This window comes from Pyxidicoccus xibeiensis, from assembly GCF_024198175.1.
GTDB classification, from domain to species: Bacteria; Myxococcota; Myxococcia; order Myxococcales; family Myxococcaceae; genus Myxococcus; species Myxococcus xibeiensis.
Genome location: NZ_JAJVKV010000002.1, coordinates 245216 through 261019, shown reverse-complemented (window position 1 = coordinate 261019; position 15804 = coordinate 245216). Strand labels below are relative to the sequence as shown.

Below are 15804 nucleotides of genomic sequence, written 5' to 3'. Positions count from 1 at the left end.
CCTGCATGTCATTGCCGAGTGACCAGAGCATTGAGCCGGGAACCAGCTGTGGTGATCTCCCTCGCCAGGACCTGAAGTTCTCCAACGAGCACCTCTCTGCATCGTTGGATACTCCGGCAGCCCTCCATGGAATCCTCGAGTCGCTCGTAGATCTCTTCATGGTATTTCTGCGGGTGAGGGCCCTTGTGACCAGGAACGCGAACTCTGTTCGCTGCATCATCCAGTGACATGCCCGCCCGGTCGAAGAGCTTCTGGAACCTGGGCGACCACGGCCCACCCAGGTTGAAGGAGTCCCACCACTTGTTCGTGGCGATGTGGTGCTCGTGAGCGGCGGTCGCCACCGGCTCGGACGCAACTGCGGGCGTGCCGCGCGCCGTCTCCGCGACAGCCTCCGGGTCCAGGGCGATGGTGATGACGCCTCCCGGTGCCACCGCCACGGAGGTCACCTGTCCCGCCGCCGCCAGCCGGAAGCCCCCCTGCTCCGCCCCCACGAGCGAGGCCTGCCCGGAGCCAGGGAGTGTCGGAATCCGCGAGGCCAGCGTCTGCGCCGTGCCGCCCAGCGCCGCCATCGAGAGCATGACGAACACTCGCGCGGCGTTCCTTCCCATCACCTTCCCGTACTTTGCTCCCGCGTCCTCTATCTGCTCGAAGGTGTTCGCCGTCTCCACCTCCCGCGTCAGCACCTTCCAGCCCTGCACCAGGCTCCACACCGTGTCCCATCCCAGGTACGCGATGAGCGTCACCGTGAGCGTCGCGGCGATTCCCTTCGAGAGCAGAGGCTCCGGCACCAGCCACAAGCCGAGATACACCGCCCCGGTCGTCGCCAGCATCGTCATCACCGCGTCCCGGTCAGTCATCCCCTCCAGCGCCTCGGCCGTCTCGTCCCAGACCGACTCCAGGGCCAGCCGAAAGGCCAGCGTGTGCTTGCCCTCCTCATCCAGCGTGACGCCCTCGTCCAGCAGATGCAGGCAGTCGCGTCGAAGCGACTGACGCTGGCACCATCGCCCGTACTCATGCTCCAGCGCCGTTCCCGCCCCGCGCTCTTCGGCGACGAGAAGGCGGCCCCGCTGCGGGTCCTCAACGGAAACGAGCCCCAGACTCCCGCGCATCTGCACACCCGCACGGGGAGCCCCTACGGGGAACAGCTGCAGCGCCGCTTCCCGTGGATGCGAAGAAAGGGGCGCGGTGCGAGCCAGCTCCTGGACGGCCTCCTCGAAAGAGTCCTCGTCCAGCACCACGGGTGCCTCATCCGTGCGTGGGGTGTAGACGAGGGGCCGCCCCTCGCCCGTGTCCAAACGTACCGTCCGGGAGGCCGCACAGCCCGTCCCCAACAGCCCCACCGCCAGCAAAACGGTCGCCCAGCGCAGTGCCATGCTCGTCTCCTGGAACGTCGCCCCATCCGTCCGAGAGCCTATTCCACGCAAATCGAGATAAACGAGTGTTCCATACCTCGGGGCATAGGCCAGACCTGCCCTCGCCAGAGGCCATGGGCGAATGGTTTACGCTGGTATGCCGGGCGGCCAGGGAGGCGCCAATCCATGGTCCGCAGACGGAAAGAACGGCGTCGCCATCTGGGGTTACCCCCTATCGAAGCCCTTGCGGCGGCGCGGCGGTCCCGCTATACGGGCGTCACTTTGCGGCCAGGTAGCTCACCTGGTTAGAGCGGCGGTCTCATAATCCGCAGGTAGTCGGTTCAAGTCCGACCCTGGCCACAGGTAACCCCTGGTTCTCCTTGGAGAATCAGGGGTTTTTTATTTCCGGGGCCCGGCCCGCGGCAGTGCGCTGTAATGCAGGCCCATGCACACGGGTGGCTGCTTCTGCGGAGCGATTCGGTACGAGGTGAGCGCGCCGATGACGGGGGTGACGTACTGCCACTGCTCGAAGTGCCGCCGCTGGCATGGGCACGTCGGAGCCTACACGGCGGTCGACCGCGACGGCTTCCGGCTCACCGAGGCGCGCGGCCTCAAATGGCACTCGGTCTCCCCCACGGTGAGGCGCGGCTTCTGCGTCGAATGTGGCTCGAGCGTGCTGTTCGACGAGACGCCAGACCCGAAGATTTCAATCTGCGCCGGCACGCTCGACGCCCCCACGGGCGTCCGGGAGAAGGCCCACATCTACACGGCCAGCAAGGGCGACTACTACGAGGTCTCGGGAGAGCTCCCCACGTACGAGACCTTCCCTCGAAAATGACCGACCGAGGGCCGGCGTCGCCCTTACAGGTTCCGTTGGAGCCGCTCCTGGGCCTTCACGATGGCCGCGGTGCGGGTGGTCACCTCCAGCTTCGCGAACACGTTCCGCAGGTGCCACTTCGTCGTGGAGAGCGCCACGTTGGAGCGCTCGCTGATCTCCTGGTTGCTCAGCCCCTGCGCGAGCAGCTTGAGCATCTGGAGCTCGCGCTCCGTCAGCGGCTCCAGCGGCGCGGATGGCGGCGCCGCGAACTCGCGCGGCCCCAGGCTCCCCACCGACAGCAGGTCCTGGAACCTCGCGGTGTACCGTTCCGGCAGCACGTAGCTCAGCTTGCGCTGCGTGGCCGCCGCGACGATGACCTCCTGCAGCCCCGGCGTCTCGTCGAACACGCTCCGGCTGAAGCCGAACCGCTGCACCAGCGCGAAGCCCCGGTTCAGCGCGGCGAACGCCGCCGCCGGGTCTCCATCCCGCCAGTGACACACCGAGATGGCCGCCAGCAGCGCCGTCTCCCGTGACACGTAGCCCACGTCATGCGCGCTGGCGCGCAGCGTCTCCAGCAGCGTGTGCGCCTTGCCGCACCGCCCACGCGCCATCAGCGACCACGCCTGCGCCAGCCCCAGCCGCTCCCAGGTCTCGTCGTAGAAGCGCCGCTCGGCCCACTCCCCCCGCCGCATCCGCTCGCCCAGGCCGAACTCCTGCGCCACCGCCTTCATGCGCGCCGGGGACTGCTCCACCAGGCTGAGCCGGATCTTCTCCCCGCAGACGTGCGCCAGGAACCGCGTCTGGTGCCCACACTCGAGCACGCTGTGCAGGTAGTCCAGCAGCTGCCACGCCTCCGCATACTTCCCGTGAATCGACTTGATGCGCACCAGCACCAGGTACGCAATCGCGAACGTCTCGAAGGCGGGCGCCTGGGGCAAGAGCGGCAGCATCTCCGTGCACAGCGCCTCCGCCTCGTTGAGCCGGTTCTGCTCGTAGCGGGCGTTGGCCAGCGCCGACGCCGCGTTCACCCACACCGGGTTGCGCCGCTCTCGGCTGGCGCGCTCGAAGGCCGCCTCGCACCGCTCCGAGGCGTCCTTCAGGTTGCCCTGCGCCCGGTCCGCCAGCGCCACCAGCACGTCCGTGTAGCAGTCGATGAACGGGCTGTTCAGCCCCTGCAGCTTCTCGCGCGCAATCAGCGCGAGCCGGCGCATCGCATCGAACCGGTTCATCCGCAGCGCCTGGTACGCCTTCGCCGCCAGCACCGCGCCCGCGATGAACACGTCCGGGTCCTCGTAGCCCGACGATGCATCCATCTCGATGTCCGAGCCGGACACCGAGTCCGACAGCACCGCGTGCATCATCCCCAGCTGCTCCAGCTGCTTCGACAGTCGCTCACGCTCCGGCACCGACGCCGGGTACGCGGCCTCCAGCCCCCCCTGTGCCTCCCGCAGCGCCGCCGAGGCCTGCGCATACCGCCGGGACAGGATGAGCGACGCGATGTGCGCCAGGCAGATGGCCGGAGAGCGGATGACCTCCTCGGGCGTCAGCTTCGTCGTCCAGTAGAGCACGGAGGCAATCTCGCCCTCGCGCATCCACGCCTCCACACAGCGCGCCGTGAGCGACAGACACCAGCCCCGGTCTCCAGACGCGAACGCATGCGTCAGCGCCTCGTCCGGCAGCTGGTGCTCGGCGAACCACGCGCTCGCCGCGCGATGCAGCCACGGCAGCCGGTCGCCGTAGTCACACGCGAGCTGCGTGCGCAGGAAGTCGAGGAACAGGGGGTGGAACCGGTACCACTGGTGCTGGGTGTCGAGCGACTGGATGAACAGCTGCGCCCGCTCCAGGTTCGCCAGCAGCGCCGGGCCGTGAGTAATCCCCAGCAGCGCGTTGCACAGCTCGCCGTTGAGCCGGTCCACCACCGAGCTGAGCACCAGGAACTCGTGCACCTCCTCCGTCTGCTCGCGCAGCACCACGTCCGCGAGGTAGCGCGCCACGTCGTGGTTGGAGCCGATGGCCCTGCGCAGCGCATCGCTCACGCTCGCGTGCTCCCCCGCCGACAGCAGCGCCAGCTTCACGCCGGCCACCCACCCTTCCGTGCGCGAGCGCAGGTACTCGACGTCCTCCTCCGCGAAGGCGGCGCCACACAGGCGCTGTCCCAGCTCGCGGATGGCCTCGCCGTCCAGGCTCAAGTCGCGGCTGTCGAGCGTCACCAGTTGCTCGGTGAGCTTCAGCTTCGCCAGGTCCAGCTCGGGCGGGTTGCGCGACGAGATGATCCAGTGCACGTGCGGCGGCGAGTGGTCCAGCAGGTACGAGAAGGAGCGCACCAGCGCGCGCTCGCGCAGCACGTGGAAGTCGTCGAGCACCACCACCAGCTCGCGCCCCAGGTTCCACAGGCTGCGCAGCACCACGGACGTCACGTGGTCCAGCGGGAGCGCTACCTGCGCATCCAACTGGCTCGCGATGTACGCGTCGAAGTCGGGCGCGGCCCGGCGAATGGCTCCGACGAGGTACGAGAAGAACCGCTCGGGCGCGTTGTCCTGTTCGTCCAGCGACAGCCATGCGAGCAGGTGTGGCGCGCGCGCCGCGCGGTACCACTGCGTCAGCAGCGTCGTCTTGCCCGAGCCCAGCGGCGCCGTCACCAGCACCAGCTTGCCGCTGATTCCCCGGTCGATGCGCAGCAGCGGCGCGCCCCGCGTCACCAGCACCGACGGCGTCTGCGGCGGCGCCAGCTTCGTCGGCAGCAGATGGGAGAGATGCTCGCCGAACGGCGTCGCGCGCTCCGCGACCTCCGTTGGTGCCGCCGCTGGCACGCTGCGAAGCCCCATCCCGTTTCGAAGGTATGGCATTGGGCACACCTCCCGCATGGCCGATTGCGTCAGCAAGTAGAGCACGGTCCTCCGACGAGCGCTCGCCCGTACGTAGGAAACAATTGTCATCCAACACACACCGCGTCGCGTCACGGACGCAGGCGCGTGTGGCCGCCCGACAACGCGCCGCGTCGTCGCGACTTTCGTGCGGGAGGGGGGCCCTTCCCCTCCCTTCGGTGGGGGCTTTGTCGGAAGCCCCCCTGGTATCCCCGGTGTGCAGCGCTTTCCCGTTCCGTGAGGAGGTTCGTATCGTGGGTACCCAGCCAGTGGACGCGAGCAAGAATCGATGGCGCGCCCGAGCAGCCTCGCTGTGCGCCGCCGTGTCGATGTTGGTTTCATTCAATGCCGCGGCCCAGACGCCCTCGTTCATCGAGTTCGATAGCGCGCACGTCCGGCCGATGGCGCTCTCTCCGGACGGGACGCGGCTGTTCGCCGTCAACACGCCGGACAACCGCCTGGAGGTCTTCTCCGTCACCGCCTCCGGGCTGTCGCTCATCGCCGAAGTACCGGTGGGCATGGAGCCCGTCTCCGTCGCCGTACGCAGCAACACGGAAGTCTGGGTGGCCAACCACCTGTCGGACAGCATCAGCGTGGTGAGCCTGAGCGGCACGCCCCGCGTGGTGCGCACGCTGCTCGTCGGCGATGAGCCGCGCGACATCGTGTTCGCTGGCACCAACGGATATGCCTTCATCACCACGGCGCACCGCGGCCAACAACGCACGGACCCGTCCATCGCCAACGTGCCCGGCGCGGGCGACCCGAAGCTGACCACGCCCGGCACTCCCCGCGCCGACGTCTGGGTCTTCAACCCGGCCTCCCTGGGCACGACGCTGGGCGGCACGCCCGTGCGCATCGTGAACCTCTTCGGCGACACGCCGCGCGGCCTCGCCGTCAGCCCGGACAAGAAGACCGTCTATGCGGCCATCGCCCAGTCCGGCAACCAGACGACCGCCGTCACCTTCGACGCCGTCTGTAACGGGTTCCGCGAGAACGACGCGTGCCTCGTGTTCCCGGATACGTGGCCGTGGGGCAACAACATCATGCCGGGCGGCCTGCCCGGTCCTTCCACGAACGCCGCCGGCGTCAAGGCGCCCGAGACGAGCCTCATCGTCAAGTTCAACAAGGCCACCAACCGGTGGGAGGACACGCTCGGCCGCAACTGGAACAACGGCGTGCGCTTCCGCCTGCCCGACAAGGACGTGTTCGCCATCGACGCGGACACCCTCACGGAGAAGGCCTTCTACACGGGCGTCGGCACCAACATCTTCAACCTGGCCACCAACCCGCGCACGGGCGTGCTGTACGCGTCCAACAGCGAGGCGAACAACCTGACGCGCTTCGAGGGCCCGGGCGTGTTCGGCGGCAGCACGGTGCAGGGCAACCTGGCGAAGATGCGCATCACCGTCATCAACAACGGCACCGTCTCGCCGCGCCACCTCAACAAGCACATCGACTACAGCAAGCTGGCCGGCCAGCCCGGGTTCGACCCCACCGTCAAGAACCACAGCCTCTCCACCCCCACGGAGATGGTGGTCTCCGCGGACGGCACCAGGCTGTACGTGGCCGCGTTCAGCTCCAACAAGATTGGCGTCTTCGACACGGCCTCGCTGGAGAACGACACCTTCAACCCCCGCACCGCGAGCGCCAACTACATCCCGGTGAGCGGCGGCGGCCCCAGCGGCCTGGTGCTGGACTCGGCGCGCAACCGCCTCTACGTCACCACGCGCTTCGACAACGCGGTGAAGGTCATCGACCTGGCCACGAAGCGCGAAATCGCGGCGGTCCCCTTCTACAACCCGGAGCCCGCCTCCGTCGTGCAGGGCCGCCCCTTCCTGTATGACGCGAACTTCTCGTCCGCCAACGGCGAGGCGTCCTGCGCCAGCTGCCACATCTTCGGCGACAAGGACGAGCTGGCCTGGGACCTGGGCAACCCGGACGACGAGGTGACCTCCAACACCATCGACAAGCGGCTCGCGAGCAACCTCGAGATTGGCCTGTTCCGGACGTTCACCACCCACCCGCGCTCGGACATCAACGGCAACAACGACCCGAACATCTTCCACCCGATGAAGGGCCCGATGACCACGCAGACCCTGCGCGGCATGACCCACCAGGGCGCCATGCACTGGCGCGGTGACCGGGCGAACGGCTTCTTCGGCATCGACGCCTACGACGAGGAGCTGTCGTTCAAGAACTTCATCGTGGCGTTCGAGGGGCTGCTCGGCCGCGCGTCCATGCCCACCGAGGCGGAGATGAGCAAGTTCGCGACCTTCCAGCTCCAGGTGCAGCTGCCGCCCAACCCCATCCGCAAGCTGGACAACTCGCTCACGACCTCCCAGCAGAACGCCAAGAACTTCTACTTCGGCAGCCGCCGGGTGGACGGCATCGCGATTGGCGCCGACAACGGCTTCAACTGCAACGGCTGCCACACCATCGACGGCGCGCAGGGCTTCTTCGGCACCGACGGCAAGGCGAGCTTCGAGGGCATCCCGCAGATCGTGAAGATTCCCCACGTGCGGAACATGTACACGAAGGTCGGCATGTTCGGCTTCCCGGACAGCGCCTTCTTCTCGCACCCGGAGACGGGCCAGCTGGGCGACCAGATTCGCGGCTTCGGCTTCACGAACGACGGCGCGGTGGACACGCTGTTCCGCTTCTTCAGCGCCATCGTGTTCACCAACACCAGCATCGGTGGCCCGCTGGTGGGCTTCGAGAACGACACGCAGCGCCGCGAGATGGAGGACTTCATGCTGGCGTCGGACACCGACCTGGCGCCCATCGTCGGGCAGCAGATCACCCTCACCAACACGAACGCCGCCGCCGTCGGCTCGCGCATCGACCTGCTCATCGCGCGCGCCCGGGCGCCGTTCGCGTCCAAGATCCTGGGCGGCCAGACGTACGAGGCCGACCTGGTGGCGAAGGTGGCCGTGAGCGGCCGCGTGCGTGGCTACCTGTATGACCGCACGGCCGGCACGTGGAAGCCCGACAACGGCACCGCCAACATCACCACCGCGGCCCTGCGCGCGCTGGCGGGCACGGCGGGCCAGGAAGTGACGTTCACCGCGGTTCCGCCCGGCTCCGGCCTGCGCGTCGCGCTCGACCGGAACCTGGACGGCCGGCTGGACGGCCAGTAACCCCCTTAGCTCAGAGCAGGGGCCATGAGCCCCGGAGTCACTTCTCCTGGTGGGTGACTCCGGGGCTTTCTTCTGTCCTGGCACCGGGCCTGGTGCTGGAAAACGCACCTGTAAGTCCCCGCGGCCGTCTTCGTTCGCGCCGATGAACCACCACTTCGGCACGCCGCCTCGCGGAGTGCCGGAAGACGGGGCCCTTCATCATGCGCACGCTGCTCGCCGCATTCCTTTCCGCCCTCCTCCTTCCGCTCCACGTCCAGGCGTCGGAGCCTGAAACGGGCCATTCCCACCATGGCCACGGCGCGAGTCCCAAGGCGGACACCGACGACGCCTCCCACATCCTCGCGCTGCCCATGGCGCGAGAAGCTTCCGGTACCGCCTGGCAGCCGGACGCCACCCCACACGCCGGAATGCAGCTGTCCACGGGCCCCTGGAGCCTGATGTTCCACGAGCAGCTCTTCGGAGGCTACGTGGCCCAGGGCAGCGAGCGCGGAGACCGCCGCTTCGCCGGCACCGGCTGGCTCATGCTCATGGCGCAGGGCCCGCTGGGCGACGACAGCCGCCTGGGCCTCCGGCTGATGCTCAGCCCCGAGCCGGCCACCGCCGGAGGCAGGGGCTATCCACTCCTCTTCCAGAGCGGCGAGACCTACGACGGCCAGCGGCTCCATGACCGGCAGCACCCGCACGACCTCTTCATGGAGGCAGCCGTCACGTATACGCAGGCGCTCGCGCCGGGCTGGGGGCTGCAGCTGTATGCCGCTCCCGTGGGAGAGCCCGCGCTCGGCCCCGTGGCCGCGCCGCACCGGGCCTCCGCCGCGGCGGATCCGCTGGCGGCCATCGGCCACCACTGGCTCGACTCCTCACACATCAGCTTCGGCGTGCTGACCGCCGCCCTGCTCACGCCCACCGCGAAGCTGGAGCTGTCCTGGTTCAACGGGCGGGAACCCGATGAGAATCGCTGGGACTTCGACCTGCGCGTCCCCGACTCCTACGCCCTGCGGCTCACCACCAACCCCACGCGCAACGTGAGCGCCCAGGTGTCCTATGGCTACCTGCCCAGCCACGACCCGCTGGAGCCCGACGAGCCCCTGCACCGGCTCACCGCCTCGGTGATGTACCACCGGCCCCTGGGCGCGGCCGGGCACTGGGCCACCACCGCCGCCTTCGGCCGCAACGTGGGCGAGCACTCCGGCGACACCAACGCCTTCCTGCTGGAGTCGAACCTGGACCTCGACGGCCGCAACGTCCTCTTCGGGCGCGCGGAGTACGTGCGGAAGAACGACCACGACCTCGTGCTCCCCGAGGCCTTCCATGGCTCCACCTTCGACACCGTGGGGCTGTCGCTCGGCTACCTGCGCAACCTGGGCACCTGGGGCGACTTCGTCCCCGGCATCGGCGCACGCGTGAGCGTCAACCCCGTGCCGGAGCGGCTGCGCGAGGTGTACGGCCCCGCCCTCCCCGTGGGCGGCATGGTCTACCTGCGGCTCGCCTCCGCGCCGATGAAGCACTGAGGCGGCTCGCCAGCGTCACGCGGCCCGGGCCAGGATGCCCGAGCCGCACGGGGACGCCGCGCTCAGCGCTCCGACGTGCAGACGCCGTCCAGCGCACTGCCGGATGCACCCTCACAGGTGCCGCCCTGGCAGTCCCGGTCCGTGAAGCATGCGGCACCGTCCGCGAGCTTCTTCACGCAGGTGCCGTACCTGTCCCCTGGCGTGAAGTGGTTGGAGCACGTCAGCGAGCGCTCGCACTCCGCCGCCACGGTGCACGCGCCGCCCTCGCCGCGCAGCGGGTAGTCACACACGCCAAGCGACGCCGGCCCGTCCTCCCCCTGGGCGAAGCTGCACACCAGGTCGTCCGGGCACGCCGTCTGCGCGTCGCACGGCTCACCCAGGCCCGAGGAGCACCCCGCGGCCAGCACCACCATCACCATCAGCATCCGGCGCATCACAGCGAAGCCTCCAGGGACAGCACGGCGGAGCGGCCCGGCTCATCCACGCCCGAGCCATGCGTGCGGTACGTCGCATCCAGCAGGTTCTGCACGGTGACGGCCGCCGACAGGCGCTTGCCCAGCTTCGCTCCCGCCCTCGCGTGGAAGACGATGAAGCTCGGCGTCCGGTCACAGTCCGGCACCTCCGGGCAGGTGCGGATGTCCAGCAGGTCCGCCGCGGAGAAGGCGTCCTGCTCCAGCCCCCAGCGCGACACGCCCTCCAGGAAGAAGACGTCGCCCGGCTCCCACGTGGCGCGCACCAGGCCGTTGAGCGGCGGCGTGCGCGACAGCGGCTCGCGGATGAAGGGCGACCCCTCCACCGTGAGGTCCTGCCGCCGCGACGTCGTGTGCGTGTACGTGGCGTGCGTCGCCAGCGTCAGCGACGGCAGCACCTTCACGGACACCGAGGCCTCCAGCGCGTGGATGTCCGCGCGGTCGAGGTTCTGCCGCGTGCGGTAGGGCACGTCGTCCGGGGTGAACTGCTGCCCATCCAGCAACGTCGGGACGTTGCCCACCAGCCCGTCCACCACCGTGAAGGCGTAGAAGAGCTGGGCGCCCACCAACCCGCGGTCCACCCGAGTGCCCAGCTCGGCGGTGTAGGACTGCTCGGGGTGCAGGTCGCGCCCGGGCACCAGGTAGCCCGGGCCATCCGCGCCCAGCCGCAGGTAGTCGTCGATGTTGGGGGCCCGGAAGGCCGAGCCCAGGTTGAGCAGCACCGAGACCCCGTCCGCCACCCGCTGCCGCACGCCCAGCTCTCCCGCGAGGCCCTGCGAGTTCTGCGTCGTCGCGGGCAGCACTGGCAAGGGGGTGCTCGCGTCGGGGAACGCCTCCCTGAGCCGCGAGTCCTCGGGCAGCGACACGCGGTGGAGCTGCGCCCTCAGACCCGCGTGGTACGAGAACGGCCGCTCCACGTCGCTGGAGAGCAGGCCGAAGACGCCGGCCGACACCGATGTGGGCGCCCCCGGGTAGCGCGCATCCTCCGGCAACGGAGAGAAGTCCAGCGCTGGCTCGGACAGCGGGCTGCGGCCGGCGTTGCTCGTCGCCTTGTCGTGGAAGACCTCCGCCCCGAAGATGGGCACCGGAGCACCCGGCAGCGCCGACAGCGCCGGCGCCTCGCCCTCCGCGCGCAGGCCCACCGTCCACACATTCACGCTGTCGCGATCCAGCCGGTCCCGCGCCACGCGGAAGCGGTCCACCTGCTCGCTCTGGCGGTGCACGCTGAGCTCCACCGCGCCGCGCCGCAGGAAGCCCGAGCCCGAGTGCTCCAGGCGCGCGTGCGCGAAGTCGCGCTCCTGGTCGCTGAAGCGCCGGAAGTCCCCTGGCGCCGAGCGGTCCAGCCGCGGCGCGTCCGACTGCCGCACGCCCTGGTACTGGAGGTACAGCTGGAGCCCCGGCTGGAAGCGGTGGCGCACCTTCAGCGCCGCGTCGCCCTCCTGGTAGCCCGTGTACTGCTGCACGCCCACGCGGTCTCCGCCCCGCAGGTCGTTGAAGTCACGCAGCGTCAGGCCGCCCGCCACCGCCGTGTCCTGAAGCGACACGCCCGCGCGCAGGTGCCCCTGCAGGCTCTCGTCCGCGCTGCCCGCAATCCCGCGCACCGCGCCGATGGGCGTCGTCTCCGAAGCGAAGCGCGGCCAGAAGGTGCGCACGTTGACGACGCCTCCCAGCGCGTCCGAGCCGTACAGCACCGAGCCCGGCCCGCGCACCACTTCAATCTGCTCCACGAGGAACGGGTCCACGGTGTTGAGGTACTGGTTGGGGCCGCTGCGCACCGTGCCGTTGTTCAGGCGCACGCCATCCACCAGCAGCAGCACGTGCTGCCCATACAGGCCGCGGATGATGGGCGCGCCGCCGCCGTGGTTCGTCTTCTGGAGGAAGACACCCTCCGACTCGAACAGCGCCTCGGGCGTGGTGCGCGCCGGGCGCCGGGCCAGGTCATCGCGCGACACCACCGACATGGCGCGCGGCTGGCTGGACGTCGGCCGGGGCGCGCGGGTGGCCGTCACCACCGTGCGGGGGATGACGGGCTCCACTCCCGTCTCCGGCTCGACTGCGCCCGCGGGCACGGGCATCGACGGCGCCACCGGGTTTCCAGGAGGCGGCGCGTTTGGCTCCAGCGCGGACGGCGCCTGACCTGCCGGCGGGGAGGCCTCCGCGGAGGCGGGCTCGGGAGCGGAGGGCTCGGACACGGGAGCATCCGGCGGCACGGGCTGGGAGTGCGGCGCCCCTTCCGGAGAAGGGGCCTCACTCTGCGCACGCGCAACGGCAACGGGCGCGCCGGCGAGGGCACAGCACGCCATGAAGACGAGGGAACGAAGGTGCATGGGGGTGGCGGGAGTCTGCTACGGCTCTTCCTTCCGAGGGAAGACACCCCGCCTCCGGACGGCTCCCACCGCCTGCCTGCCCACGCCCGCCGTGTCGCGTCACGCCCTGCGCGCCGCTGCACCGCCCTGTCCGCCCTCCGACGCTTTTTTTGACGGAGTGCCGGACCGCCCGCCTAATGCCGCGGACAGGTCGGTAGCGGCCTGTAGCAGCCACGCCCGGAGGAAGTCCGATGCAGGATGGAAGCGCCAGCCCCTTGAGCCCCGAGGCTCCATCGTCACCGGTGGCCTCCGAGACGCCCGCCGACGCACGCGGCCCCGAGGCCGACATCGTCTCCACCCACGTCCTCGTGCCCGAGGAGCAGGTCCAGAAGCTGCGCGAGCTGGCGCGGCGCACCCGCATCCACCAGAGCGAGTACCTGCGCGAGGCCGTGGACGACCTGCTCGGCAAGTACGGCCGTGGCGCGACCAAGGAGGAAGGGCAGTCATGAGCCTCGCCGTCCTCGCCTCCCGCTCCGCCCCGTCGCGCAGCCGTGAGCCGGCGCCCGCCTCGCTGGTGCGCGACTCGGACTCCGTCCGCGCCCCGCGCACCCGCCTGGCCTCCGAGCGGCCGACCTCCATCCGCGAGGCCATCGTCCGCTGGCTGGACCAGGAGCTGTAGCCCCGAGCCCGGAACCCGGCCCCGCCTGGAGGCCGTCCCCGCAGCCGGAGTAGGCTGGGTGCCCCTCTTTCACAGGAGTGCCCACACCCCATGCGTCTTTCCATCCTGACGGCCGCCCTGGCCTTCGCTGCTGCTGGCTGTGCGACCTCGGGCGGCTTCGACAAGCTCTACCCGGGCATGTCGTCCCAGCAGGTCGTCGAGGCCATGGGCAGCGGCCCGTCGCGCGCGCAAGAGTTCCCGGACAAGTCCACCGCCTGGTACTACGGCGAGGACCGGTGCGTCCTCATGCGCGAGGACAAGGTCGTCACCAAGGCCACCACCGAGGAGAACACCACGGTGGACGCGAAGGTCATCACGCTCCGCGACACGACCAAGGCGATGTGCGCTCCCGCGGAGTACGCCACCACGCCCAAGCGCGAGCAGCAGCTGGACACCCCGTTCGGCACCATCAAGGGTGACCTGGACCCGTCCGCCGCCGTGAAGAAGGTGAAGGGCGTGGTGACGGGCGAGCAGGAGCAGCCGGAGAAGACGGAGCAGGCCACCACGCCGGCTCCGTAGCTCAGCGACTTCCCGCGAGCACATCCCCGGGGCCGCGCGCACTGCTCGCCGCGGCCCCGTGGCGTTTCCAGCGTCAGGCGGAGGGCGCCGTCGCCTCGCCGTCCTTGTCCAGCTTGCCGGCGATGTCGCGGAAGGACATGTGGCCGAGCGACAGCAGGATGAGGCCGAGCGCCACCTGCTGCACCGTCTGGCACAGCCACATCACGTTGGCGTAGGCCAGCCCGCTGGCGTTCACCACCGTGGCCGGGAGGAACAGGCCGAGCCCCACCTTGGTGGCGGCCTGGAAGGTGCCCATCATCCCCGGCGCGGCCGGAATCATCAGCCCCACCACCAGCACGCCGAGGATGACGTACGCGTGGAAGAGCGTCAGCTCCATGGGCTGGCAGGCCGTGCCCGGCGCCGCGCCCGAGCAGTCGAAGGCGTTGGAGAGCAGGGACATGCCCACCCCGTTCACCCCCCAGTACAGCGCCGTGTAGAGGAAGAAGAGGGCGATGTGCTTGCCGTCCGGCAGCTGCCGCATGGCCCCGACGAAGGTGTCCACGACGTCCGCGACCTTGTGGGCCATGCCGGGCGCGAAGCGGCCCACCGTGGCGCGCACCATTCGCACGGTGCGCTCCTGCTGCCAGAGGCCGAAGAGCAGGAACAGCAGCCCGCCGCCGAACACGGCGAACAGCAGCCAGGAGCCCAGCTTGACGTAGCGGATCTCCGGCGTCTCGGTGGGGACGAAGAAGAGCAGCGCGCGCATCATCGCCGCGACGAAGAGGCCGTCGACGATGCGCTCCAGCACCACCGACGTCATGGCCGCGCTGCGGCGGATGCTGCTGCGCTGGGCAATGAGGAAGGGCCGGGCGAACTCGCCCAGGCGGAAGGGCAGCACCAGCAGCATCATGAAGCCGATGCCGGAGGCCTCGTTCAGCTTGCGGAAGGGCACCCGCTCCAGGCCCGACAGCAGGGCCCCCCAGCGCAGGGTGCGGAACACGTGGATGGCCAGCAGGCAGGCGAAGTACGGCACCACCCACGCGTAGTTGGCCGCCTTGAGGCTGGCGATCTGGGTCGCCCAGTCCGTGTCCCGGAAGGCGAACCACATGAATACGAAGGTGACCAGCAGGCTGGCCAGCAGCTTGACGGCGCGTCTCACGGCGGGGGGATATACCGTCAGTCCGCGTCAGACTCCAGCGGCTCGCCAGCCAGCAGGCTGGTGGGGGCCTCCCGCATGAGCCGGGCGAAGGCCTGCTCCCCTGCCCTGCTCCTCAGCTCCGCCAGGGCGCGGCCCACCCAGTCCCTCGCCCCGACGGGGGCATGCAGGTCGGTGGCGGCGACCGCGTAGAGGCCGTCGTCCAGGAAGGCGCGGGACAGCTTCTTCGCCGTGGGGCCATAGCGCCCGGTGAGCGCCCCCACATCGAGCTGCAGCAGCGCACCCGCCCGCACCGCCTCCGCCGCGCGGCCCTTGCGCTCGAACTCCAGGCAGCGCTCGGGGTGCGCCAGCAGCGGCACCACGCCCTTGGTGCGGATGCGGAAGAGGATGTCCGGCAGGGCCGGCACGGGCGCGGTGTAGGGAAGCTCGACGAGGGCGTAGCGGCCGGGGCCCAGCGTCCGCGACGACGGCGTGCCCAGGCCGCGCAGGAAGGCGTCGTCCAGCACGTTCTCCGCGTTGCGCCCCAGCGTCAGGGGGATGCGCTCGCGGGCCAGCGCGGCGGCCAGCTCCTCGCGGCGCGCGTCCACCAGCTCGACGGGGGCGTACTCGGGCCGCGCGTGGGGGCTGGGGGCGACGGTGGAGAAGCCGAGGTCCACCAGGGCGCGCGCCATCTCCAGCGCGTCGTCCAGGGTGCGGGCGCCGTCATCCACCCCGGGCAGCAGGTGGCAGTGCAGGTCGACGAAGCCGCTCACGCGTCTCCGCCCTGCCGGTCAGGGTGGCTGGAGGCGGGCAGCTCGTCCTCCTGCTCATCGGCCTGACGGTCGGGGACGCGGTACTCCTCGCCCAGCCAGCGGCCGAGGTCCACGGCGCGGCACCGCTTGGTGCAGAACGGGAATGCGGAGTTCTCCCCTCGCGGGGGAACGGGCTTCTTGCAGATGGGACACGGGAGGGTGCTCATGGGAACGGTCTCTAGATAAG

The 15804-nt window shown here is 70.1% G+C and carries 13 protein-coding genes and 1 tRNA gene; 7 read left to right on the top strand and 7 right to left on the bottom strand.

Annotated elements, in window-relative coordinates; genetic code table 11:
* Positions 1–8: 8 nt before the first annotated feature.
* Positions 9–1373 (bottom strand): AHH domain-containing protein, encoded by a 1365-nt coding sequence (locus tag LXT23_RS09220; RefSeq protein ID WP_253979740.1) that lies wholly within the window; start codon positions 1371–1373, stop codon positions 9–11.
* 265 nt (positions 1374–1638) lie between these two features.
* On the opposite strand from LXT23_RS09220, the gene LXT23_RS09215 reads away from it, so the two are divergent.
* Positions 1639–1712 (top strand) — tRNA-Ile (locus tag LXT23_RS09215).
* 85 nt (positions 1713–1797) lie between these two features.
* On the top strand, positions 1798–2190 hold the full coding sequence (locus tag LXT23_RS09210; RefSeq protein WP_253979739.1) for a GFA family protein: 393 nt from the start codon (positions 1798–1800) through the stop codon (positions 2188–2190).
* 23 nt (positions 2191–2213) lie between these two features.
* Here the strand turns inward: LXT23_RS09210 and LXT23_RS09205 are convergent, their stop codons facing one another.
* A complete protein-coding gene (locus LXT23_RS09205; protein ID WP_253979738.1) occupies positions 2214–5015 on the bottom strand; it encodes a LuxR C-terminal-related transcriptional regulator in 2802 nt (933 codons plus the stop codon).
* Positions 5016–5284: 269 nt separating this feature from the next.
* On the opposite strand from LXT23_RS09205, the gene LXT23_RS09200 reads away from it, so the two are divergent.
* Together LXT23_RS09200 and LXT23_RS09195 are read left to right on the top strand one after the other, a co-directional pair.
* Positions 5285–8170 carry a YncE family protein gene (locus LXT23_RS09200; protein WP_253980415.1) on the top strand — a complete coding sequence of 962 codons (2886 nt, stop codon included), beginning with the start codon at positions 5285–5287 and terminating at the stop codon, positions 8168–8170.
* A 200-nt stretch (positions 8171–8370) separates the two neighbouring features.
* Positions 8371–9678: a hypothetical protein gene (locus LXT23_RS09195; RefSeq protein ID WP_253979737.1), complete on the top strand. Its 1308-nt coding sequence runs from the start codon at positions 8371–8373 to the stop codon at positions 9676–9678.
* 62 nt (positions 9679–9740) lie between these two features.
* On the opposite strand, the gene LXT23_RS09190 is transcribed toward LXT23_RS09195, so the two are convergent.
* Positions 9741–10112 carry a P2X purinoceptor gene (locus LXT23_RS09190; RefSeq protein ID WP_253979736.1) on the bottom strand — a complete coding sequence of 124 codons (372 nt, stop codon included), beginning with the start codon at positions 10110–10112 and terminating at the stop codon, positions 9741–9743.
* Positions 10112–12340 (bottom strand): TonB-dependent receptor plug domain-containing protein, encoded by a 2229-nt coding sequence (locus LXT23_RS09185; protein ID WP_253979735.1) that lies wholly within the window; start codon positions 12338–12340, stop codon positions 10112–10114. The genes LXT23_RS09190 and LXT23_RS09185 overlap by 1 nt, the downstream gene beginning before the upstream one ends.
* Before the next feature lie 365 nt (positions 12341–12705).
* Here LXT23_RS09185 and LXT23_RS09180 point away from each other — a divergent pair, with 365 nt between their 5' ends.
* From LXT23_RS09180 to LXT23_RS09170, 3 genes are all read left to right on the top strand, one after another.
* Positions 12706–12963, top strand: a complete 258-nt coding sequence (locus LXT23_RS09180) for a ribbon-helix-helix domain-containing protein (protein WP_253979734.1) — start codon at positions 12706–12708, stop codon at positions 12961–12963.
* Positions 12960–13133 carry a hypothetical protein gene (locus tag LXT23_RS09175; RefSeq protein ID WP_253979733.1) on the top strand — a complete coding sequence of 58 codons (174 nt, stop codon included), beginning with the start codon at positions 12960–12962 and terminating at the stop codon, positions 13131–13133. The genes LXT23_RS09180 and LXT23_RS09175 overlap by 4 nt, the downstream gene beginning before the upstream one ends.
* 90 nt (positions 13134–13223) lie before the next feature.
* On the top strand, positions 13224–13691 hold the full coding sequence (locus tag LXT23_RS09170) for an outer membrane protein assembly factor BamE (protein ID WP_253979732.1): 468 nt from the start codon (positions 13224–13226) through the stop codon (positions 13689–13691).
* A gap of 73 nt (positions 13692–13764) precedes the next feature.
* Here the strand turns inward: LXT23_RS09170 and LXT23_RS09165 are convergent, their stop codons facing one another.
* Genes LXT23_RS09165 through LXT23_RS09155 form a run of 3 tightly spaced genes read right to left on the bottom strand, consistent with a single transcriptional unit; the run spans position 13765 to position 15784 of the window.
* Positions 13765–14829, bottom strand: a complete 1065-nt coding sequence (locus LXT23_RS09165) for a lysylphosphatidylglycerol synthase transmembrane domain-containing protein (protein WP_253979731.1) — start codon at positions 14827–14829, stop codon at positions 13765–13767.
* A 17-nt stretch (positions 14830–14846) separates the two neighbouring features.
* Positions 14847–15578, bottom strand: a complete 732-nt coding sequence (locus LXT23_RS09160) for a tyrosine-protein phosphatase (protein WP_253979730.1) — start codon at positions 15576–15578, stop codon at positions 14847–14849.
* Positions 15575–15784, bottom strand: a complete 210-nt coding sequence (locus tag LXT23_RS09155; RefSeq protein ID WP_253979729.1) for a DNA gyrase inhibitor YacG — start codon at positions 15782–15784, stop codon at positions 15575–15577. The genes LXT23_RS09160 and LXT23_RS09155 overlap by 4 nt, the downstream gene beginning before the upstream one ends.
* Positions 15785–15804: the final 20 nt, after the last annotated feature.

Coding starts and splice junctions, on each gene's coding strand:
- LXT23_RS09205 (WP_253979738.1), bottom strand. CDS start 5,015: ATGCCATACCTTCGAAACGGGATGGGGCTTCGCAGCGTGCCAGCGGCG.
- LXT23_RS09170 (WP_253979732.1), top strand. CDS start 13,224: ATGCGTCTTTCCATCCTGACGGCCGCCCTGGCCTTCGCTGCTGCTGGC.
- LXT23_RS09195 (WP_253979737.1), top strand. CDS start 8,371: ATGCGCACGCTGCTCGCCGCATTCCTTTCCGCCCTCCTCCTTCCGCTC.
- LXT23_RS09220 (WP_253979740.1), bottom strand. CDS start 1,373: ATGGCACTGCGCTGGGCGACCGTTTTGCTGGCGGTGGGGCTGTTGGGG.
- LXT23_RS09190 (WP_253979736.1), bottom strand. CDS start 10,112: ATGCGCCGGATGCTGATGGTGATGGTGGTGCTGGCCGCGGGGTGCTCC.
- LXT23_RS09210 (WP_253979739.1), top strand. CDS start 1,798: ATGCACACGGGTGGCTGCTTCTGCGGAGCGATTCGGTACGAGGTGAGC.
- LXT23_RS09175 (WP_253979733.1), top strand. CDS start 12,960: ATGAGCCTCGCCGTCCTCGCCTCCCGCTCCGCCCCGTCGCGCAGCCGT.
- LXT23_RS09180 (WP_253979734.1), top strand. CDS start 12,706: ATGCAGGATGGAAGCGCCAGCCCCTTGAGCCCCGAGGCTCCATCGTCA.
- LXT23_RS09155 (WP_253979729.1), bottom strand. CDS start 15,784: ATGAGCACCCTCCCGTGTCCCATCTGCAAGAAGCCCGTTCCCCCGCGA.